Below are 22,254 nucleotides of genomic sequence, written 5' to 3'. Positions count from 1 at the left end.
ATCAAGTTCCCGAAGGCGGTTCTCGACGGACCCTACCGGACGGGCAACCGGGGAGAATCAGTGCTTGTTCCCGTATAAATCTCCTTGTCGATCAGATCCCTGTACCGCTCCATCACATCCTTGCGGCGTGGCTTGTAGGTCGGGGTCAGAAGACCATCCTCCTGGGTGAAGTCCTCGTCCAGTATTCTGAAACGACGAATGGACTCGGCCTGGGAAACCTGGGCATTGGCGGCATCAACGGCTCGCTCGACCTCGGTCCTGATGATGGGGTTCGCCACTGCCTCGGTCATGCTCCCGACCGGCTCCGCACCCTCGGACTGGAGCCAGCGGTTGGCCTCATCCAGGTTCAGGGTAATCAGGGCGGCAATGAAAGGCCGTCGATCGCCGATGACCATGCACTGGCTGATGACCGGAGAGGATTGCACTGCGGTCTCCAAGACAGCCGGCGAGATGTTCTTACCGCCCGCCGTGATGATGATCTCCTTCCTGCGCCCGGTCAGCTGGATGAATCCCTGGTCGTCGATGCTGCCAAGATCCCCCGTCATGAGCCAACCATCACGAATCTGCCGTGTGGTGATCTCCGGATGGTTGTGATACCCCAGACAGACGTCGGGGCCCTTGATGCAGAGTTCGCCCTCCTCGTCGATGGCCACGGTGATTCCCGGCATGGGCAGACCAATGGTGCCGATTCGATAACCTTCGGTCGGGTTGACGGCGACGGGTCCCATGGTCTCGGTCATACCATAGCCCTCCAGGAGGGGAATCCCGATGCCGTTGAAGAAGTGGGCGATGCCGTCATCCAGGGGGGCACCTCCGGATATGCCGTATTGGACGTTACCTCCCAAAGCTTCCTGGATGGGCTCGTAGACGGTGCCCGTGTACATGACGTGCTTGGCCCTGAGCGCCATGGGAACGCTGCCGCCCTCCTGCTGGATCCGTGACCACTGCCGGGCCACCTTGACGGCATCCAGGAAGATGCGCCCTCTGGTGCCGGTTCCGGCCTTCTGGGAGGCCGCATTGAAGATCTTCTCGAAAACCCGGGGCACGGCAAGAATGAAGGTGGGCTTGAAGGTCTGCATATCCTGGAGCAGATTCTTGATGGACCCCGTCAGCCCCAAGACCAGGTCGGTACCGATGGCGAAATACTGCAAGCAGCGGGCAAAGGCGTGCGCCAGAGGAAGGCAGAGCAGGAGGCGCCTATCGGGACCCAGGCAGATGTCGGGAACGGCCTGGATGCCTGACCGGATGGTGAAGATGATGTTGCCATGGCTAAGTTCAATCCCCTTGGGGCTGCCGGTTGACCCCGAGGTGTACACGATGGTGGCCAGATCATCACCCCTGACGGCAGCGACACGGGATTGGAAGTCCTCCTCGGACACCCCGTTGCCATAGGCGGTCATGGTGGTCAGAGCCCCCCGGGAAATGACATAGACATCGTCCAGGTAGGCGCACTGGGAACGGACCAGGTCCACCTTGGTCTTCATCTCCTCGTCCTCCAGGAAGGCCATGACGACGTGGGAATCGTTGAGTATGCGCCTGATCTGCGCCGGCGAGTCGGTTTCATACACCGGAACGGTGACGGCACCGATGGACATGATGGCCAGGTCCAGAACCGTCCACTCCCAACGGGTGTGGGAGATGATGGCCACGGAATCCCCGGGCTTGATCCCCCTCGCGATCAGCCCCTTGGACAGATCGACGACCTTGTCTTGAACCTCCTTGGCGGTCATGGTGCACCAGCCCTGCTTGGACCTGTACTGGATGAGGGGGAGGTCGCCTTTCCTGTGGACCCTGTCCTGCAGGACGGAAAAGACGTTGGAATCACTGTCAATCGGTTCTTCCAGGGGACGGGTGAATTCCTTCTGCATGATTGCTCCCTGCTCGTTGCACTATGATTATCGATTCTATCCCGACCGTGTTCGCCATTGCAGAAGGGGCCCATCTTGTTTGCATATTCCCCCCAGTACCTAAACTGATGCATCCGGTATGCCGTTGTCGCCGGACCAGAACCATACCGGCCAGTCATCAACCGGGTTTGAGGAGGATGCGGTGCCGGTCCACCTTGGACATCGGATTCAGATAGTTCCTGTCGACGGTTCGCAACCCCCAGTGCAGACAGACACCATCGCAGTGGTCCGAATGGCCCTGAACCGTTCCCCACACCGCGCCACGTTCGACCCGGTCGCCGGAATGCAGGGATGTTCTTGCCGGTTCAAAGGTGGAGACCAGGCTTCCAGCAGATCCGTGACGTATGGACACCACCGACTTTCCGGACACTGTACCGGCGAAAACGATGGCCCCCGCTTCCGGCGCCAGTATCAGGGCATCTTGATCGGCAGCCAGGTCCACCCCCCTATGCCCGGGAAGCCAGTCATGCGCCGGCCTATCGAATTTCCTGACCGGCTTCGACACCGTACGGTCATCCGTGGTCCTGACCGGACGCACCCACCCTGCCTGGCAACCTCCGAGGTCTGCAGCACCTGCGCTTGTTGGACCGGGACTTGCGGTACCGACCTTGCCGGTCTCAAGTGGTTCCCCGGCATGGACCTCGGGAAGAAGATGACCGAAGGGTACTGTACAGGCGCAAAGAAAGCAACAAATGAAAAGCCTGTGGACACCCTTCCAGACCCTCAATCCTGTTTCCCCTGACAGCTTCGATGCGTTGCCCGGCCTTGCCGCCTTCCATAGGGTTTCACAGCCCATCACACGCCTCCTTTTCATATTTCCTGGAACCAGTCTGATCCACGACATGAGGCATCGACCATTGTTGCGGCCCAATGTGGTCGAGGGTGAATTCTCGATAAGCCCCCCCAAGAGGCAATCGATCGTTTTCCACCGGGAGCAACCACGTGAACTGATAATTGGCCACAGCCCGGAACAATCAACAAGCCCGGTGAATCGTCAGATTCCGAAAAAAAAACAGCCGGTGGTTTTGCGCGCGGAATCATGCCCGGTTCAGACCGGGTCAGGTTGTTGGACCCGATTGATGATTTGTGGAAAACCCCCCACCGGCAAATCGCACACGATACAACCGGGAATCGACTGGTCAGGCCTGCCCAAGCAAGCAATACCGGGCCCCAAGAGCCTGTGTGGTCCGAATACCGAGTGCGGTGGGGAAGGCGAACCAAGCGAGTCACACCAGGTTGGAAACAGTCCACAACAGGCCGCCCCTTCCCCTCACCACGACGGGAAATCGCCCCTATCGTGAATGTCGGTTTGAGGATGAGACAGTGACGAACAGATCACCCGAACCGCACAAGGAAGATAATCCTCGAGGAAGAGAGCAGGTATGGCTACAAGGAAGCGCGAGTCACAGGACCAGGATGCCCGTGTGATCGTCCATGATGAGGATGGACAGTTCCACCTGACCAATGGCCTGATCAGCTACATCATGAAGGTCGACGGGGAAGGCAAGCTGCTCAACCTCTACTTCGGCCAGGCAGTAGCCGACAGGGAGAGCTTCACCCACCTCATCGAACTCCAACACCGCCCCACCGCCACCTGCCGGATCGAGGGCGATATGACCTACTCCCTGGAACACCTACGCCAGGAGTATCCGGAATACGGGACCGGCGACTACCGTCAGCCCGCCATCTCCGTCCGACAGGAGAACGGTTCCACCCTGACCGACCTTCAGTACCTGGACTATGAGACAATCGAGGGCAAGCCCGAACTTGAGGGACTGCCGGCCACCCGGGCCGGCGAGGATGAGGCAACTACCCTCAGAATCATCCTCAGGGACGGACTCACCGGACTCAAAGTAGCCCTGAACTACACCATCTTCGACGGATCCCCCATCCTGGCCCGTTCCGCCCGGATCATCAATGAGGGGAATCAGCATCTTGTGGTCGAGCGGGCCATGAGCCTCAGCCTGGATATGCCCGACAGCGACTACGACATGACCATCTTCTCAGGGGCCTGGGCCCGGGAACGCCACCCGCACACCCACCACCTTCATGAGGGGATTCAGGAGATATCATCCCTGCGCAACGCCAGCGGCCACTTCCTGAATCCGACCGCCATCCTCTCCCGCCCTGGCACCAACGAAACCATGGGAGAGACCATGGGCATCGGTTTCGTCTACTCTGGCAATTTCGATCTCCACGCCGAGGTTGACACCTATCGGGTGACCCGCATCCAGACCGGCATCAACGACGCCAACTTCGCCTGGCGTCTGGCCCCCGGCCAGGACTTCCAGACCCCCGAGGCCCTGGTCTCCTGCACCACAGGCGGCTATCAGGCCATGAGCCAGGCCTTCCATGCCATGGTCCGCGACCATCTGATTCGTTCCCCCTGGAACAAGCGGGCACGTCCGGTCCTGATCAACAACTGGGAGGCCACCTACTTCGACTTCAATGAGGATCGCCTGGTCTCCATCGCCTCCAAAGCCAAGGAGGCCGGCATCGAACTCTTCGTCCTGGATGACGGCTGGTTCGGCTCACGCAATGGCGATACGGCGGGTCTGGGCGACTGGATCCCCAACAAGGAACGTCTCCCCCGGGGCCTGACCGGCCTGGCCAAGAGAATCAACGACATGGGAATGAAGTTCGGTCTCTGGTTCGAGCCGGAGACCGTCAACAAGGACTCAGACCTCTACCGTGCCCACCCCGACTGGGCCATCCACACCCCGGACCGGCACATGAACCACGGCCGCAACGAGTTCCTTCTGGACTTCTCCAACCCCGATGTGGTCGAGAACATCTACCGGCAGATGCATCACATCCTCTCCACGGCCAATATCTCCTACATCAAGTGGGACATGAACCGCTTTGTCTCCGAAGGATTCGACACCAATCGCGGGCCCCAATCCCAGGGCGAGTTCCATCACCGCTACATCCTGGGGGTCTACGACCTTCTCCAGCGTCTCCTGGATGCCTTCCCCGACCTGCTGATCGAAGGCTGCGCCTCAGGCGGCGGCCGCTTCGACATGGGGATGCTCTACTACACCCCACAGATATGGTGCTCTGATGACACCGATGCAGTGGAGCGGATGAAGATCCAGTACGGCACCAGCTTCTTCTACCCGCCCAGTGCCATGGGTGCCCACGTCTCCATCGTGCCCAACCACCAGACCGGCAGGGTCACCCCAATCAGGACCCGTGGCAATGTGGCCCTCTTCGGCACCTTCGGATACGAACTGGATCTCGGCACCCTGAGCGAGGAAGACATGGAGGAGGTCCATCGTCAGGTCGCCTTCTACAAGGAACACCGCCAGGTCCTGGCTACCGGCTCCTTCTATCGCCTGCGGGCGCCCTACGGAAACCACAGGTGCGCATGGATGGTGGTCTCCGAGGACAGACGCACCGTTATCATCGGCGACTACACCATCCTCCTCGAACCCAATGGCCCTTACACCAGTCTGAAACTCCAGGGCCTGGACCCTCAGGCGGACTACCGAATCACCTGCACCGGCCCCTCAACCATCCAGGGTCTGACCCTGCGCGGAGACGAGCTGATGCGGGTCGGCATGGTGGACTCCGATGCTGCCTCCGGCGAGATGGGTGGGGTCAACCCCCTGGGGAGCACCAAGGACTTCGATTCACGTCTCTTCGTCCTTCAGGCCGACTGATCCTGCCGCCTTCGGTCCATGACCCATGGGTATGGACCGTCAAACCCTGTAATTGCCACATCAAGGAGCACAATCAATGAAATCAACCAGTTCCAGCCAGAGCGCCCTAACCAAGGCAGCGATCCTTGGCATATCGCTGATGCTGACCAGCGCACCGGCCATCAACGGAGCCCTGCCGGCCATGCGCCATGACCTGCAGATCGGCACGGCACAGAACGAGCTCCTCTCGACCATTCCCAGTCTGGCCGTCATCGTCTTCATCCTCCTCTCCGGCCTGGTTGAACGTCACTTCGGCACCAAACGGACCATCTTCTGCGCCATGATCCTGGCCGGGGTCGGTGGGGCCGCCCCCATGATCGCCACCACCTACCCGCTCATCTTCATCAGCCGGCTCCTATTGGGGTGCGGACTGGGACTCTACAACTCCCTGGCCGTGAACATCATCAGCGAGCTCTACCAGGGTGACACCAGGGCCACCCTCCTGGGCTACCGCGGATCCATGGAGAACATCGGCCAGTGCCTCCTGACCATCCTGGCCGGGCTCCTGCTCTCCCTGGGCTGGCACTGGTCCTATGCCATCTACCTCCTGGCCTTCCCCCTGGCCATCTTCTTCTATCTGACCGTGCCGGAACCCGATCGGACCGACATTGCCGAAGAGGCCGAGAAGAAGGCGGAGCATGCAGGAACGGTCACCACCGACAAGGACCACCTCCACCCCTTCGTCTGGGTTCTGGTGCTCTTCGCCGTTTTCATGGTTCTCGATTCCCTGTGTTCCACCCTGAGATTCCCCTCCATTGCGGTCGGTATCAAGGGCGAGGGATACAACGCCAGCTTCTTCCTTTCCCTGATGCCCATCCTGGGGATTCTGGCGGGATTCGTGTTCGGGTGGCTGAACAAGCGAATCGGCATCGCCGTGCTCTACATGGGTGTGGCCCTGTACGTGGTGGGCAATGTGCTTATGGCACTGTCCATCCACAACTTCGCCTTCGCCCTTATCGGCATGATGATCATCGGCATCCCCGGTGCCTGGTGCTTCCCCTACATCTATACGACCATCGGGGAGATCATGAGCCCCAAGATGGGCACCATCGCAACCTCGCTGGTCCTGATCGGCTGCAACATCGGCAACTTCGTCTCGCCCATCTTCATGGGCCTGGTCAGCAACATCTTCGGCACCGATTCACTGACGGCCCCCTTCATCATCCTGGCGGTCATCTTCGCCCTGATTCTGGTTGGACTGGGCATCCGAAACCTCCCTCGCACCATCAGACGCGTCTGATTCATCTCTCAGTGGGAAACAGCTGCCCGACCTCTAGGATTGGTCGGGCAGCGAATCGCAAACCCACGACCTTCTTCGCCGACCTCTTCGCAGGGCCCCGGCCGGGAGGAGTGGGCCGTTCATCATCGGGGGTCAACAATGGAGAATGCGGTCTGGTTCATACAACAGCCGGTGGAAAGCGCGCAGAACATCACCTTCGCGGTCTGCGGCATCTCGAGGACCCAACCCGGGCACTCCTTCGGTCCGGCCCTGCGAACCACCGACATCGTCCACATCGTTCTGGGAGGTACCGGGTCCGTCAGGGTCAACGAGACCGAATACCACCTTCACAGGAAGGACGGTTTCGTGGTCGGCCCGGATACCCCCATCGAATACCACGCCTCCGAGAAGAACCCCTGGACCTACCTGTGGATGGGCTTCAACGGTACCACCCAGCGCGATACCCTGACGAAGATCGGCCTGGACACCAGCAGGACGGTCTTCCATGTGGACGAATTCAAGCCCTTCCTCTCACTGGTCACCGATTGCTTCTCCTACACGGATGGCAGCGTCGGTGATGCACTGAAACTCAACTCCCTGGCCTATGACTTCCTCCACCAGCTGGCCCGGCATCTGGTGTCCAGCGGCGGGCTCAAACAGAACGCCGTCACCGGCGACGAGGTGGTCCAGAGGGCCGTCACCTACATAGCCCGCCACCATCAGGACGGTGTAGGCCCCTCGGACGTGGCCGAGGGCTTGCATGTGGATCGCAGTTACCTCTCGCGGCGATTCCACCAGGTCATGGGAACCACCATGCGTGAATACATAGAGGGCATCCGGATGGACGAGGCCTACGATCTGATAGCCATGACCAACATCCCGGTTCAAGAGACGGCCAGGCGCTGCGGCTTCAAGAGCAACGAACAATTCAGCCGAAAGTTCAAGGACCGGACGGGAACCACCCCCTTGGAATACCGACGGGTCCGGACACGCACCCATGATGATCTGAACATCGACATGGATATCCTCAAGGCCCTGCTTGAGCGCTGACCCGGCAAAATGAAACAATGCGGACCATTACCGCCCACCATCACGATATGAAAAAGCCGCCGGAAGACCGGCGGCCATCGAGCTCCCGCAGCTGGGCTTGAACCAGCGACATTTCGATTAACAGTCGAACGCTCTGCCAACTGAGCTATGCGGGAATATCCCGTTCAACTCTCGCTGAACACAGTTTCAATATCTTATTCCCCAGAACGGCTTGAGGCAAATTGGCGTGTCGATTGGTCGACCCGTCCAATCGTGCTACATGACTATTGTATCCATGGGCATCGCCGAGTCTATGGAAAAGCCCGGAGAGGATGGACCGATGCCGGCCTTGACCAGGTTGACGCCCAGCATGGCCACCATGGCCCCGTTGTCGGTACAGAGTTCGATCCGCGGAATCCTGACCTTGATGCCCTCCTGGCCCCCGGCCTCCTGGAGCCTTGCCCTCAGCTGCGAATTGGCGGAGAAGCCGCCCCCCACGACCAGGGTGTCGGAATCGAACCGCCGACAGGCCGCCATGGCCTTCCTGGTCAGGACGGTGGCCACGGAATCGGCCAGGGATGCGCAGACATCGTCCACGGGAATCTCCCGCCCGGCCGCCTCCTGCCCTTCGATCCAGCGGGCTACAGCGGTCTTGACCCCCGAGAAACTGAAATCATAAGGATGTTCGGCGCCGGCCCTCCCCTTGGTCAGGCCCTGGGGCACCTGGATGGCCTTGGGATTCCCAAGACGGGCATGCCTGTCGATGTGCGGCCCCCCAGGATATGGGAAGCCGAGCAGACGGGCGATCTTGTCGAAGCACTCGCCGGCGGCATCATCCAGGGTGGATCCGACCACGTCCACCTGCCGGGATATGTCGCCAACGTGCAGGAGGGAGGTATGACCCCCGGAAACGATCAGGGCCAGGGTGTCGTCGGGGAACGGACCGAACTGGAGCTGGGTGACGGCTATATGCCCGATCACGTGATTGATGCCGTACAGGGGCTTATTTGCGGCCCAGGCCAGGGCCTTGGCACCGGAAACGCCCACGGCCAGACATCCCGCCAACCCTGGTCCGGCGGAAACCGCTATGGCATCCACCTGGGTCAGATCCATGTCGGCCTCCAGGAAGGCCCGGGAGACCACCGGCACGAAGGATTCGGCATGGGCACGCGAGGCTATCTCGGGAATGACACCGCCGTAACGAGCATGCTGATCCATGGACGAAGCCACCACATTGGAAAGCAACCGATCCCCCTGGATCAGGGCCGCAGCGGTCTCGTCGCAGGTAGATTCGATGCCCAGCACCACAGGCTCACTCATTGTCCGTCACACTTTCCTTACCCAGGCCATTCCTGTCGCCACCTACCGGGCCAAGGCTCCTTGGCAGATCCTTGACCATGGTAAAGGCGTCAATCCCCTCCGGCTGGTAGTACCGTCGCCTCAGTCCCATCTGCCGGAACCCCATGTTCCGATAGAGTCCCAGGGCCGGATCATTGTCCACACGAACCTCGAGAAACATCTGTCCCGCGCCCTGTTCCCTGGCCTGGTCGAACAGTTCCGTGAGCAGGGACCGGCCCAGACCACGATGACGGGCCGAGGGGGCAACACCGATGGTCATTAATTCCGCTTCTTCCCCATTGAACCAGAAACCCCCGTAGGCGAGGATGCCCCCCTCCTCCTCACAGGCCAGATAGGTCCTGGCGGGGGCATGCAATTCAGCCTGAAGCACCTCAAGGCTCCATGAGGACCCCTGGAAGATCTCCTCTTCCATCCGGGCCAGGACCGGCAAATCCCGCTCTTCCACCTGTCGGATCATCAGGACTTCACCACGTGCTTGAGCGGGTTGGGCACGGACACGTCGGGCCTGCGCAGGTAGAGCGGTTCGACCGTCTCCCCTTCCGGTCCGTCCGGCTCCCGGCTCCTGGCCGACTCCACCATCAGGGCCAAACCTGCAGCACCGCTGTCCAGGAAGGACTCACCTGAGACGAGGGCCTCGGGCAGTAATGCCCGCCAGTTGTCCTCGTACCGCCTCGCCCCGTGCCCGCTGATGACGACCTGGACCGGTTGATCCGATGCCGTGTACTCGTCGACAATCCCCGCGAGCCGATTGGCTATCGCGTCCGGATAATCGATATCCATGGGGGTAAGCGGGCGACCGCCATGGTCAGCCTGGCCGAAGTCGTCATACAGCCGGAAATACAACTGGTGACGTCGTGCATCATTCACGGCCAGGGACAGAATCCGTGTCTTCATTCCCGCCTGATCCGGCTGATCCGTATGGGAGGTGGTCCCACGCTGGTTCAGGGCCTGCCGGTATGCGAACCGGGCCTGGGGCATCAGAATGTCCTGGCCCAACAATTTCGCCCCTGTGGCATACGCCAGGGCCTTAGCCGTGACTATACCTGCCCTGAGACCGGTGAAGGGGGCAGGGCCCAGTCCGACCACAATCGTGTCCAGGTCCGCGGGAGCCAGACCTGCATCGGCGACCACGGTCGCTATGTTGACCTGAAGATGCTCCACATGGGACTTGGAGTCCGTCTCGACCCGTGGCTCGTGGCCCAGCATGCCGACGGTCGACCCGAAGGAGGTGTCGACCACCAGGACCGATTCGTCCACCTTGCTCTTGGAACCATGACCTTCCTGGCCACTCATGCCTGGACCACCTTCCGCAGGGAGTTCAATCTTGATACCCAGGACGAGCCTACCCCACGCAGGGTAACCAAACGCTGTCCCCGGCTGGTCGGTGGCAGATCAGGGTCCATTTCCCCCTCCAGGGGTCTGTCGATGATGATTTCCAGACGTTGATCGGCCAAGGCGGATGCCATCTGTTCACCCCATTCCATCAGGACGACCGTCTCCTGTCCGGGTTCCTCCAGTTCCTCATCCAGCCCAAGGGATTCCAGTTCATCAAGGAGCCGACCCACACTGTCTTCACCGGGTTCGTATCCTTCCCCGCCCAGGCGGTAGGCATCCACATGAACCAGATCGACCGCTCTTCCATCAGCCAGACTGCCATGGAGTTCACGGGCAATCGTAAAAGTGGGCGAAACCACCGGCCCATCCACCTTCAGGCCCTTGCCCAGCCCTTGGGCCAGGGTGGTTTTCCCCGCCCCCAAGGGTCCTGAGAGCAGGACCACATCGCCTCCGTGAAGATGGGAGGCCACCAGACCACCCAGATCCTGCATATCTGAACTCCGGGGAACGGCAAGGCGCAATTCGCCAGTATCATCACCCACCAGCTTCAGGCTCATACCCTGGCCCTCCCCCTGGAGGCGATGAGTTCAACGGCCCGTTCCAGCGCGTATTCGGGATCTCCGCCATTGGTCTTGCACTCCTCATCAGCGGCGGCGAGTGCTTCGATGCAATCCGCCAGGCCCTGCGAGCTCCAACCACGCAGCTGCCTGCGGGCATCACGCAACTGCCAGTATGCGGACTTGGCCTCTGCGGTGGTGATTGCGCCCGCCTGGATTGCCGCCTGCTTGCCAAGGACCCGCAGCTTCAAGGCCAGGACACCGATCAGGGAGATGGGGTCATTGCCCTGCCCTATCGACGACCTGAGCGCCACGACGGCCCGAGCACCGTGTCCACTCAGGGCAAGGTCCGCCACGACGAACCCGCTGACTGCGGGATTGTCGGTCAGGTAGGAATTGACGATGTCCAGAGTGAGAGGATTCTGGTCGAAGTCATTGCAGAGCTGGGAACACATGGAAGCCAGCTCGGGGGTCCGTTCTCCCAGGACGTCCACCAACCGCTGGGCGGCTCGCGGTTCCACCCGCCGTCCACGCTGTTCGAACTGGGAATAGACGAAGTTGACCCTGGCTTCGAACTTCTTCAAATCCGGCACCTGTTCCTTGACGGCCCCTGCCCTGGCCAACTGGTCCAGAAGACGCCTGGCCCGGTTGCTCCCATCATGTCGGCAGATGACGATGCTGCTGCCCTGCGGATTCTTGACGGCCTCCTTGCAGTAGGCGATCAGAGCATCTCCCAGGGCCTCATCGGCAAGCTGCATATCCTCCATGCGAATCACCGATCGGTCACTGAGCAGGGAGGGACTGACCGCCTCCTCGAAGGTGTAGGAGTCGCAGGTGGCTCCATTGAGTTCCAGGAACTCACAGTCGGGGTTGGCCTTGCAGGCCCGGGCACAGAGTTCCTTGACACGTTGCCCGTTGAGGAAGAGATCTCCGCCGACCACCATCATGACAGGCGCATTTCCTTGTTGAGCTTTCGTCATGGTTCAAATTTCCCCGTATCGCTGGACATTGACAGGTGTCTCCGTCTCTCCTTATCCGGATTCCTCCGGGAGGCGAACCGTGCCGACGATGCCATCTCCTGTGTCTGACGGAACCACCTGCTCACCCTGAACCAGATCGAAGGTCTGAAAGGCAGACCGATTCCATCCGCACCTCCGGATTCCGGATCCAGCACAGCCAATCCCAGCAACCGAATCAGGCGCAGAAAGAGAAGGATGCCGAACTCAGTCAGGACCAGGGCCAACAGGCCCAGGCCTCCCGGCGGCCAGGCCAGCACCCCCATATCCGATCCACCCAGCCAGGTCGCTCCAACCTCCATCACCCCGGTTCCCAGAGAAGACACCCAGGCCAGGCAATGACCCGGACCAGGCCAAACCCATGAGACCATCAGTCCGGCCAGACCGGCCAGGGTGGCAACATCCACCACGGGGGCGACGACCAGATTGGAAATCGGGGAGAAGAGCGATATCTGCGGCGACATGAGAAGCTGAACGGGGAGGGTCCCAGCCTGGGCGGCCAGGGTCATGGCCAATGGTTGGGCAAGGATGGTCGGCATATGATACCCCAGCCGGTCTGAGAGTCCCTCCCCAAGCAAACTGATACCCAACACCGCTGCTGCCGAGAGTGCGAATCCGAAACTGGAGGCCATGGAAGGCTTGGCCATCAGAATCAGGAGCACGCACCAGGAGAGGGCATTTATGGATTGGGACCGACGACCGGCCGTCATTGCCATGGCGGCCGACAACCCCATGGCCTGGGCTCGGAGCACCGAATCAGAGGGGGCCATAATCAGCCCCAAGCCCAGACAGGTCCCCGCCAAGGCCACGCCTGTGAGGAGGGGAGGCGAGCGCAGGGCTCTGAGCAGGCGCGTCAGTACAGCGGCCAGAATCATGAAGTGGCCACCGGAAACAGCCATCAGGTGGATGATACCGGACCGCTTGAAGTTCTCTTTGAGACGGGCCGCATAGACAGGCTCCACCACCTGTTCAGGCCTTGCACCGGACCAATCGTCGGCAACCATTCCCTCATTGCCCAGCATCCCCATGGTCAGACCCGGCACCAGCACACTGCCCTGGTCGCTCAACTGCCGTGTCTGCACCAGAAAGGCCTCCTGCATCCGTGTGACCATTGCGTACAGACGTCCAGGCCGGTCCAATTCCCGCATCGGACCATCCTCGGCCTCGACCCATAGGGGATTACGTCCGAAGGCCGATGCCGTCAGGAGACCCTTGACCAGGTAGCGCCCAGCCTGGCCCATCCGACAGGCTCCTCCCCTGGCATACAGGATGACCTCCTCCCCAGTGGGCATCCCAACCCCACCGGCCAGCATGAAGTCCATATGCAGGGTTGCATGGCAATCCCAACCCAGCCGTTCCGAAGCCGCCATCGGTGACACCAGGCGGCCTTGAACCTCGACCCGGATCTTTCCTCTCATGGCCTGACGGTATGCAGGTCCAGACCGTTCGGCCACCTGGGCGACCAAGGTGATCAGGGACATGATCATGATGGTGGTCCCCACAACCGCCAGACCAGGCAGACAGACCCCGACCTGTCTACACAGACGCCGGAGCGGTTTCCTTCCCCCGGCCGCTGAAGAAGGGGAATCCCGAGTGTCTCCTTTCCTCGGTTTTCCTCTGCCGAGGTAGCGCAGGACCATAAGAACCCCTGAACCGAGGACAATCACCACTACCAAAGCGGCCAAACACCACCAATAGGCACCCAACGAACCAATCTGACCATCATCAGACGCCCGGGGGCTTCCGGAACCTTGCCTGACCAGACCAGGATGATGTCGTCCAAAGAGGTGTTGCACAGCCAGGACCGTTGCCCATGCCGTACAGGCCACGGGAAGAAACCTCCAATCCCGGCTTCCCTGCTCTCGCCCCAGATAGGTGAGTTCGCGGCCCTTATAGGAGGATTCGACCCTTGTACCCAGGCCCGGCTCCCACCTCACCGGACCTCCAGGAAGGCCCGCAGCTTTTCGAGGGTCTTGGGCCCTATCCCCGAGACATCCAGCAATTGATCCACTGATGAGAACCTGCCGATACGGCCACGATGCTCGACAATGCGCCGGGCCATGACCGGTCCTACCCCCCTGACCCCCTGCAACTGTTCGACGGTGGCCGTATTGATATCCACCTGGCCCGTAACAGGACCACCTCCTGCCCCCGAATCTCCCGCACCGGATGCCGGATTCCGGACCTGCGGCGGTGGAAACCCGGACGAGTCAGGTGCGGTCGCGGAACCGGACGCAGGTTGACCAGGCCCGGCATCCTTACCGTCACCGGACACCTTCCCAGAGCCGGACGTGCTTGATTTACCCCCCGATGGGGACTGCTCCTTCTTCCCGTTCTTCTCCCTCTTCCTGTCTGCCGCCCTGCCATCCGCCGCAGTACCGGCAGCCTTGCCCGATTCCCCGAACGACCCAGCCAGGGAGGCTGACTGTTGAATGAAGAGGGTCAGACTCGCCGCCAGGGCAACCATCAGAACCAGGATGGCAGCCAGGGCATGGGCGGGTTTGAAGATCAGGCGGGGCTTATCCCTGACGACGCCTGTCGCCCCCACCTCCGGAAGGGCGGTCATGGCCCGACCGATAAGGGGCGGTCCGGGAGGCGGAGGCGAACACGGTGCCGGAACGGCGCCCGCTTCCCCCTCCCCTGGTTCGGCACGAGGGGCTGGAGGGTCCAGGAAGGCGGTCCAGCTTTCATCCTCGTGGCCGCCATATGGGGAATCTGCACTCATTGGCTCAGACTGGCATGAAAAACCCCTCCCCGGTATCGGGAAGGGGAATGTGGTCAAAGGTGGAATACGTCACGGCAGAGGCGACCGATGTCCATCAGTGCAGGCACCCCGATCCATCATGCATCGAACCGTATGCACCGGTGGCGGGCGCGCAGTCGATCAGGCCGGAACAATGGAGACGATCTTCGGCGCCTTGACGATGACCTTGCGTGGCTCCTTGCCGCCCAGTCGCTCCTGGATGGCGGGCAGGGCCAGGGCCTTGGCCTGCAGCTCCTCGGCGGAGATGTCAGGACCGACCTCCAGCTTGCCGCGGACCTTCCCTTTGACCTGGACGACAGCCGTGACCGTATCCTGCCCAAGGTACCGCTCATCCCAGGTGGGCCAGTCGGCGTGGGCCATGGACTCCTGGTGGCCGAGCTTGTTCCAGAGCTCCTCGCAGATGTGGGGTGCTATGGGCGACAGCATGAGGATCAGGGGCTCGACGGCTGCACGCGGGGTAACCTTCAGCGAAGTCAGGCGGTTGTTGAGCACAATCAGCTTGGAGATGGCCGTGTTGGGCCGCATCCCCTCCATCTCGGCGGTCACGTCATGGATGGTCTGGTTGAGCAGCTTCAGGGTCTTCTCGTCCAACTCACCCTCATCGACCACCACCTGACCGGTGGACTCGTCGACGACGTTGCGCCAGAGCCTCTGCAGGAACCTCATACCGCCCACCACGTTGCGGGTGTTCCAGGGACGGGACTCGTCCAGGGGGCCCATGCTCATCTCATAGAGCCGGAAGGTGTCGGCCCCGTAGGTGCGGTACATGTCATCCGGGGTGATGATGTTCTTCAGGCTCTTGCCCATCTTGCCGAACTCACGGTTGACCCGCTCCCCCTGCCAGGTGTAGATGGTCTTGCCGCCCTCCTCGCTCTCCTCAACCTCGGCGGCGGGTACGTACTGCCCGCGCTTGTCGGTGTAGGCGTAGGCCTGGATCATGCCCTGGTTGAAGAGCCTGTGGAAGGGCTCCTTGGAGGAGACGAATCCCAGGTCGTAGAGCACCTTGTGCCAGAACCGGGCGTAGAGCAGGTGGAGGACGGCGTGCTCGACCCCGCCCACGTAGAGGTCTACACCACCGGACTCACCGGCCGTTGCGTTATGGTTGGGACCCAGCCAGTAGTCGAACTCCCGGGGTTCCACCATGTGCTTGGTGTCGTGAGGATCGATGTACCGCATGTAGTACCAGCAGGACCCGGCCCAGTTGGGCATGGTGTTGGTGTCACGATGGTAGACCTTGGGGCCATCGCCCAGGTCCAGGGTCACATCCACCCAGTCCTGGTTGCGGCTGAGCGGAGCCTCCGGATTGGACTCGGAATCCTCCGGGTCGAAGGTCTTGGGCGAATAGTCCGGCACATCGGGAAGGGCCACCGGCAGCTGGTCGTCGGGAATCAGGTGGGGCAGACCCTGGTCGTCATAGACGATCGGAAAGGGCTCACCCCAGTAGCGCTGACGTGAGAAGAGCCAGTCGCGCAGCCGGTAGGAGACCGTTCCCCTGCCCACTCCCGCCGATTCCAGCCAGGAGGTCACCCGTTCCATGGCCTGGTCCACGCGCAGACCGTCCAGACTGAGGGCGTCACCAGCCTCCTCGGTGGCCTCGATGGACGAGTTGATGACGATGCCGTCATGCGAGACGAAGGGGGCCTTCCCTTCGAAATCAGCCAGGTCCTGACCTGAATCCGGCAGTGGCTTGACCGTATAGATGACCGGCAGTCCGTACTTGGTGGCGAAATCGTAGTCACGCTGATCCCCACCGGGGACGGCCATGATGGCACCCGTCCCGTAGTCCATCAGGACGTAGTCGGCCGTGAAGACCGGAAGCCTGGCCCCGGTGATGGGATTGACGGCATAGAGCCCGGTGAAGAGCCCGGTCTTCTCGCCGGCCTCGTCCACCCTGTCCCTGGCCGTCTTGGCCTCGGCGGCCAGACGGTAGGCCCTGACGGCTGCCGACGGATCGGGATAGCCGCCCTTCCAGTCCTCGGGAACCCCCTCCGGCCACTGATCGGGTACATGCCTGAGAAGATCATGTTCGGGCGAAACCACGGCGAAGGTGGCCCCGAATAGGGTGTCTGGCCTGGTGGTGTAGACCTCCATGGTCCTCTCGCCATCCTTGGCGGGCACCTTGAAGAGGACCGAGGCACCATGCGACTCCCCGATCCAGTTGCGCTGCATGAGCTTGACCTTCTCCGGCCAGTCCAGGATGTCCAGATCCTCGACCAGGCGGTGGCCGTAGGCGGTGATCCTCATGGACCACTGCTTGAGCTCACGCTGGTAGACCGGGTAGTTGCCACGCTCGGAGCGCCCCTCGGCGGTCACCTCCTCGTTGGCCAGGACCGTGCCCAGACCGGGGCACCAGTTGACAGGCGACTTGGAGATGTATGCCAGTCGGTAATCGTTGAGGACATCCGAACGCTCGGCCTGGTCCAGATCATCCCAGGTCCGGTCGGGATAGCCCGGAATCGCCCGGGAACCCGACCTGAAGGATTCCTCCAGCTCGCTGATGGGGCGGGCGGAACCGACACCCCCATCCCTGCGCCGGTATTCGGTGTCGTACCAGGACTCATAGATGCGCGAGAAGATCCACTGGGTCCACCGTACGTAATCGCTGTCGATCGTGGCGAAGGAACGACGGTCATCGAAGCTCAATCCCAGCCGGTGGAGCTGCCAACGCATGTTGGCGATGTTCTGCTCGGTGGTCACCCTGGGATGCTGCCCCGTCTGGACGGCGTACTGCTCAGCCGGCAGCCCGAAGGCATCGTACCCCATGGCGTGGAGGACGTTCTCCCCCTTCATCCTGTGGTAGCGGCTGACCACATCGGTGGCGATGTATCCCAGGGGGTGGCCCACGTGGAGGCCCTTGCCCGAGGGGTAGGGGAACATGTCGATGACGAAGTACGGGCTGCGACCCTCGGCGTTCCTGCCCTTGGAATCCTTCAGGTCACCCGCAACGTTCGCCGCCCAGAAGGCGCCCTCCTGGTCCCATTCCTTCTGCCAGTGCTCCTCTATGGTCTGGGCCATCTGCGCATCGTAGCGGTACCTGGGCTGATCTGGTTCCTGGGACCGATTCTGGCCCCTGTTCTCATTCGCGTTCATAAGCTGAATTATCGCCATTCACATGGACACGGGCCACCCGAGGTCCACTTGGCGAATCAGGCGGTCGGATGAGGACAGCCTGCCCTGCCCCATGCCAGGACCGACCCGGCACCCCTGCCGGATCAGACGGGCCGTCCGACTCCGGCTATTCCTGCGAGGGGGCCCCGTCCAGACGCACAGGCTGACGGGCAGCTGGCTCGGTCTTGAACCCTATGGACCGGGAGGCATGCAGCAGGGCCCGTTCCCAGGATCCATCCTTGAACATCCGCCTCAGTGCCGCATTGATCGTGGCGACCAGCTCCGGGTCGTCCTTGGAAACGGCAATGCCGTAATGCTCCTGGGTGAAGGGGGCACCAACCAGGCGCAGCTGTTCGCCCCCGCGCACCTTGGCCAGACCCGCCAGGGCAAAGTCATCACCACTGGCCGCATCGGCATCCCCGCTCAGGAGGGCGGTGACACACTCGGTGAACTGGTCACGCTCCTGCACCAGGGCCCGGGGCGCCCGCCGTCTGACCACCTCGGACGAGGAGGAACCCCTGGCCACACAGACCCGCTTCGAATCCAGTGTGTTGATACCGCTGATCTCCTCCTGGCCGCGACGGACCAGGAGATCCTGCCCGGCAAGGAAGTAAGGCCCCGCAAAATCCACCAGCTCCTGCCTGGCCCGGGTGATGGAATAGCCGGCAAGGACCATGTCGACCTTGCCCTCGGTGATCATGCGCTCGCGGTCACCGGGCTGGACCTGCTGCCATACGATCTGGCTGTGGGAATACCCCAGTTCATGGACCACATACTTGGCCACATCCACTTCGAACCCCTGGTAATTCCTCGATTGCACGAAGCCCAGTCCGGGCTGGTCAAAGGAGATGCCCACGTGAATCTTGGGGCCGATCGAGCTGACGTCGTACTGGGCCGCGGACTGCCCGCACCCGGCCAGGGGCAGGGACAGCATCAGGGCGGTCAGGGATGCCACCAGCTTGCGCGCTTTCATGGGTCCTCCTACTTGAACATCTTGGACCGGGTGAGGAACCAGGTAACGAGGCCGGTGATCAGCATGGAGGCGATCACCACCACCGCGAACCCCCAGGGCTTGTCCGTGAAGGGCATGCCGAACATGCCGTCATTGAAGTTCATGCCGTACATGGAGAAGATCAGGGTGGGCACCGACATGCTGATGGAGATGATCGTGAAGATCCTCATGACATTGTTCACGTTGTTGGACACAATCGAGGCGAAGGCGTCGGTCATGCCCGAAAGCACGCTCGAGTAAATGTTGGCCATCTCGATGGCCTGCTTGTTCTCCGTGATGACATCACCCAGGAGGTCTTCATCATCCGGGTACTGCTTGATCCGCTCCAGGCTGGTCAGCTTCTCCAGGACGATTTCGTTCGATTTGAGGCTCGTGGCGAAGTAGACCAGGGTCTTGTTCAGTTCCAGGAGCATCAGGATCTCCCGGTTCTGCATGGAATGGCGGAGCTTGAGTTCCAGCTTGTCGGATTCCCTGTCGATGATGCGCAGGTAGCGCAGGTACATGGTGGCGTTCCTATACAGGATCTGCAGGATGAACCGCGACTTCATGAAGGTGTTGAACCCCCGGATGGTGCCCTCCATAAAAGGATGGAGTAGGACGGTATCCTGCATGCAGACCGTTACGATCAGGTTCTCGGTGACGATGATGGAGAGAGGGATGGTCTCGTAGTAGTCGCGCCCGTCACGCTCCTCGGCCCGGGGAATGTCGACGATGATCATCGTGTAGTCATCCTCGACGTCCACACGCGAGCGCTCCTCGTCATCCAGGGGGGCGCGCAGATCGGCCAGGTCGATGCCGGTACTTTGGGCCACGTTGGCCAGTTCCACGTCGGTGGGGGCGGAAAGGCATATCCAGGATCCCTTTTCCCCCTGTTTGATCTGCTCGATCTGACCGTTCATGGTGCTGAATACCCTCATCATCGCCGTCACCGCCTCTCGCTCAAGACCGGGCAACTGTTGCCACGCTTATCCGCAGAACCCGATACCAACAAAGCCGTTCATCGGTACCGATCCCAATTCTTGCAGAATAGTCGCAACCACCCCCATCAGGGGTTCCGGGAGGGTCTTCCCGGGGATGTACCGGCGGCCGCAGGACCGAATTCCCTTCCGGGGGTTTTCTATTGCCTCCACGGTTTCAGAACGGATTGCGGGATCCTGGAGGCGTCAAATCTGTAGTGTCCGGTGATGGGACGGTGCGAGGCGGACCCCAGGTAGTCATTCTCGCGATCTTTCTGGCCCATGTTGTGCAGGAGGAGAGGCACGCCCCGCCCATCACGCCTGTCGGAGACCATGCCGATATGCCATGAGGTGTCGAAAATGACGATGTCGCCTTGCTGCCACTGGTCATGGGCGGCTGTGTCGGTGGTCAGAGACTGGGCGTACCTTCCCAGGAAGACCCCGAGCACGTTGGTCCTTCTGAAGTCGATGTTGGGATCCGGCCTGGATATGGCACCCGCATAGGCGGACGGATTCGCGGCGGTATCCGCGTCCACCATGGCCTTGAGGTCATAACCCGCATGGCTGAAGTCACGCCAGATCTCGTCGGTGCAGGCTCCCCGATCATCAGGGGGATATCCGCCCTGGTAATAGCCGGTGTCATACCTGCGATGCCGTTCGGCACCCTCGTGGGCACCTTGGACCAGGTCGGTGTAGTCATCCACCCCGTCATGATCGTAATCAATGCCGGACTTCAACTTGGGGTAGGCGGCGGTCTGCTTGGGAGAAAAGCCCGGAACGTCCTTCCCCTCCTGTTCGGACGCCCCGGCCTGGCTGGATTGTTCCGTCGACTGGTTGCTTAACCGGCCCCGAGCCCGAGTACGGAGGGCGGGCAGACCCCATAGCAGACCGGCTCCGATCAAGGCGAGGACCACAATGGCTGCCACCCAAACCGCCGGGTGGTGCTTTCGATGCATGGATCGGTCTGTTCCCGGGGTTGAGCGCACGTTCACCTCATTTGGTTGCGAAGTGGTTGACCGGCCCGGAAGCGACGCAGGTTATCCAGGCAGATCTCAATGATCTTATCGACATTCGAAGCCAGATGGGCCCCGCCGGCCACATGCGGGGTAATCAGACACCGCGGCTGGGACCAGAGGGGATGGCCCGCCGGCAGGGGTTCGGGTTCGGTCACATCGAGTCCGGCACCCAGGATCCGTCCCGCCTCCAGGCCCTCGGCCAGGGCCTGGCAATCCACGGCATCCCCCCTGCCGGCATTGATCAGGACCGCTGTCGGCTTCATCAGGGCCAGACGGTCCTTGTTGATGATGTGGTGGGTGGCCGGTGTCGATGGGAGGGCCATGGCCACGATGTCCATGTCGGGCAGGAGCTGGTCTATCCGGTCGAATCCGGCCAGGTGGTCGAACCCCTCGACCGGCTTCTCGGGATGACGGCGGATACCGTATGTCGCACCGCCCACGGCCTTGACCAGGCGGGCGAAGCTGGCTCCCAGGTCCCCGGTTCCCAGAACAAGGGTCTTGGCTCCCCTGGGTGAGTACACGGCCCCGCGGGGCTGCCATAGCCCCTTGTCCTGATTGTCCCGGTAAGCGGGCAGGTCCTTCAGAAGGGCCCACATCATAGCGAACATCTCCTCGGACACAGACTGTCCATACACGCCCGAGGCGCTGGTCAGAGCGGCCCCTTCAGGCAGGATGCCGGGTTTGAGATAAGCGTCCACTCCCGCACTTGAGGTCTGCAACCAGGCCAGGTTCCTGCACTGGGCCACCTGGTCGGCGGGCGGGTTGCCGAAGATGATCGTCGCCTCGGACCTGTTCATCTCAGGCACGCCCATAGGCCACTGCATCTGGTTGCGCATGGCCGGATCCACGATGAACTCCTGCCGCATGCCGTCAGCCGCCTCAACGAACCGGTTGCGCTCCTCCTGGGAGAGTGGCAGGCAGTTCACAATCACCTGTTCGGATTCCCTGCCTCTGGTCTGAGTTTCGTCTTCCATGACCATCGACCCTGCCTTTCCTCACACCTCATCAACGTGTCATGCCCAAGTATCCCGTACACCAGACATCAACCAGTCAGGGCGTGTGCACTGTCTTTCATGCTATCGCAGGAAGACCGGCAGAGGTCTCATTGAGCCCAGGCCCACCCGCTTCACATGCACAACCCTGCCAACCCTTGCAAAATCAAGGCGACACACTGATTTGCCCCTCTCTTGAACCTTGGTGTACTATAAGCAAGGCTTAAGAAGCACGGGGCTATGGCGCAGCTGGTAGCGCGTCTCCATGGCATGGAGAAGGTCG

General features: G+C 61.4%; 17 protein-coding genes and 1 tRNA gene. 3 read left to right on the top strand and 15 right to left on the bottom strand.

The window, feature by feature from the left end; translation table 11 throughout:
• Nucleotides 1-32: 32 nt before the first annotated feature.
• Nucleotides 33-1,868 (bottom strand): long-chain fatty acid--CoA ligase, encoded by a 1,836-nt coding sequence (locus Q0K62_RS02845; RefSeq protein WP_297316469.1) that lies wholly within the window; start codon nucleotides 1,866-1,868, stop codon nucleotides 33-35.
• 157 nt (nucleotides 1,869-2,025) lie between these two features.
• Complete coding sequence (locus Q0K62_RS02840) at nucleotides 2,026-2,412, bottom strand: peptidoglycan DD-metalloendopeptidase family protein (protein WP_297316468.1); 387 nt, start codon at nucleotides 2,410-2,412, stop codon at nucleotides 2,026-2,028.
• A gap of 877 nt (nucleotides 2,413-3,289) precedes the next feature.
• Between Q0K62_RS02840 and Q0K62_RS02835 the strand changes: the two genes are divergently transcribed.
• The 3 genes from Q0K62_RS02835 to Q0K62_RS02825 all read left to right on the top strand — a co-directional run bounded on the left by Q0K62_RS02835 (nucleotide 3,290) and on the right by Q0K62_RS02825 (nucleotide 7,877).
• A complete protein-coding gene (locus tag Q0K62_RS02835; protein WP_297316467.1) occupies nucleotides 3,290-5,569 on the top strand; it encodes an alpha-galactosidase in 2,280 nt (759 codons plus the stop codon).
• A gap of 76 nt (nucleotides 5,570-5,645) precedes the next feature.
• Nucleotides 5,646-6,848 carry an MFS transporter gene (locus Q0K62_RS02830; protein ID WP_297316466.1) on the top strand — a complete coding sequence of 401 codons (1,203 nt, stop codon included), beginning with the start codon at nucleotides 5,646-5,648 and terminating at the stop codon, nucleotides 6,846-6,848.
• A 138-nt stretch (nucleotides 6,849-6,986) separates the two neighbouring features.
• Entirely contained in the window at nucleotides 6,987-7,877 is an 891-nt protein-coding gene (locus tag Q0K62_RS02825) for an AraC family transcriptional regulator (protein ID WP_297316465.1), read from the top strand.
• Between the two features lie 82 nt (nucleotides 7,878-7,959).
• Here the strand turns inward: Q0K62_RS02825 and Q0K62_RS02820 are convergent.
• From Q0K62_RS02820 to Q0K62_RS02760, 13 genes are all read right to left on the bottom strand, one after another.
• Nucleotides 7,960-8,032, bottom strand: a tRNA-Asn gene (locus tag Q0K62_RS02820).
• 100 nt (nucleotides 8,033-8,132) lie between these two features.
• Nucleotides 8,133-9,176 (bottom strand): tRNA (adenosine(37)-N6)-threonylcarbamoyltransferase complex transferase subunit TsaD, encoded by a 1,044-nt coding sequence (gene tsaD / locus Q0K62_RS02815; protein ID WP_297316464.1) that lies wholly within the window; start codon nucleotides 9,174-9,176, stop codon nucleotides 8,133-8,135.
• Nucleotides 9,169-9,672 (bottom strand): ribosomal protein S18-alanine N-acetyltransferase, encoded by a 504-nt coding sequence (gene rimI / locus Q0K62_RS02810; protein ID WP_297316463.1) that lies wholly within the window; start codon nucleotides 9,670-9,672, stop codon nucleotides 9,169-9,171. The genes tsaD and rimI overlap by 8 nt, the downstream gene beginning before the upstream one ends.
• Nucleotides 9,672-10,508 (bottom strand): tRNA (adenosine(37)-N6)-threonylcarbamoyltransferase complex dimerization subunit type 1 TsaB, encoded by an 837-nt coding sequence (gene tsaB, locus Q0K62_RS02805; protein ID WP_297316462.1) that lies wholly within the window; start codon nucleotides 10,506-10,508, stop codon nucleotides 9,672-9,674. The genes rimI and tsaB overlap by 1 nt, the downstream gene beginning before the upstream one ends.
• Nucleotides 10,505-11,107 carry a tRNA (adenosine(37)-N6)-threonylcarbamoyltransferase complex ATPase subunit type 1 TsaE gene (tsaE, locus tag Q0K62_RS02800; protein ID WP_297316461.1) on the bottom strand — a complete coding sequence of 201 codons (603 nt, stop codon included), beginning with the start codon at nucleotides 11,105-11,107 and terminating at the stop codon, nucleotides 10,505-10,507. Before tsaE ends, tsaB begins: the two co-directional genes overlap by 4 nt.
• Nucleotides 11,104-12,051: a DNA polymerase III subunit delta gene (gene holA, locus Q0K62_RS02795; RefSeq protein ID WP_297316501.1), complete on the bottom strand. Its 948-nt coding sequence runs from the start codon at nucleotides 12,049-12,051 to the stop codon at nucleotides 11,104-11,106. The genes tsaE and holA overlap by 4 nt, the downstream gene beginning before the upstream one ends.
• Before the next feature lie 32 nt (nucleotides 12,052-12,083).
• Nucleotides 12,084-13,493, bottom strand: a complete 1,410-nt coding sequence (locus tag Q0K62_RS02790) for a ComEC/Rec2 family competence protein (protein ID WP_297316500.1) — start codon at nucleotides 13,491-13,493, stop codon at nucleotides 12,084-12,086.
• A gap of 563 nt (nucleotides 13,494-14,056) precedes the next feature.
• Nucleotides 14,057-14,689 (bottom strand): helix-hairpin-helix domain-containing protein, encoded by a 633-nt coding sequence (locus tag Q0K62_RS02785; RefSeq protein WP_297316460.1) that lies wholly within the window; start codon nucleotides 14,687-14,689, stop codon nucleotides 14,057-14,059.
• A 318-nt stretch (nucleotides 14,690-15,007) separates the two neighbouring features.
• The gene (gene leuS / locus Q0K62_RS02780; protein ID WP_297316459.1) at nucleotides 15,008-17,977 is read right to left on the bottom strand and encodes a leucine--tRNA ligase; all 2,970 of its coding nucleotides are present in this window, start codon (nucleotides 17,975-17,977) and stop codon (nucleotides 15,008-15,010) included.
• A 145-nt stretch (nucleotides 17,978-18,122) separates the two neighbouring features.
• Nucleotides 18,123-18,968 (bottom strand): glutamate ABC transporter substrate-binding protein, encoded by an 846-nt coding sequence (locus tag Q0K62_RS02775; protein ID WP_297316458.1) that lies wholly within the window; start codon nucleotides 18,966-18,968, stop codon nucleotides 18,123-18,125.
• A gap of 8 nt (nucleotides 18,969-18,976) precedes the next feature.
• Nucleotides 18,977-19,927: a magnesium transporter CorA family protein gene (locus Q0K62_RS02770; protein WP_297316457.1), complete on the bottom strand. Its 951-nt coding sequence runs from the start codon at nucleotides 19,925-19,927 to the stop codon at nucleotides 18,977-18,979.
• A gap of 197 nt (nucleotides 19,928-20,124) precedes the next feature.
• Entirely contained in the window at nucleotides 20,125-20,889 is a 765-nt protein-coding gene (locus tag Q0K62_RS02765) for a DUF1287 domain-containing protein (RefSeq protein WP_297316456.1), read from the bottom strand.
• 62 nt (nucleotides 20,890-20,951) lie between these two features.
• Entirely contained in the window at nucleotides 20,952-21,953 is a 1,002-nt protein-coding gene (locus tag Q0K62_RS02760; protein WP_297316455.1) for a D-2-hydroxyacid dehydrogenase, read from the bottom strand.
• Between the last annotated feature and the right edge of the window lie 301 nt (nucleotides 21,954-22,254).

It is taken from the genome of uncultured Bifidobacterium sp. (genome assembly GCF_945269915.1).
In the GTDB taxonomy this organism is placed as follows: Bacteria; Actinomycetota; Actinomycetes; order Actinomycetales; family Bifidobacteriaceae; genus Bombiscardovia; species Bombiscardovia indica.
Note: the sequence above shows the minus strand (reverse complement) of the source record. Positions and strands in the feature narration are given on the sequence as shown.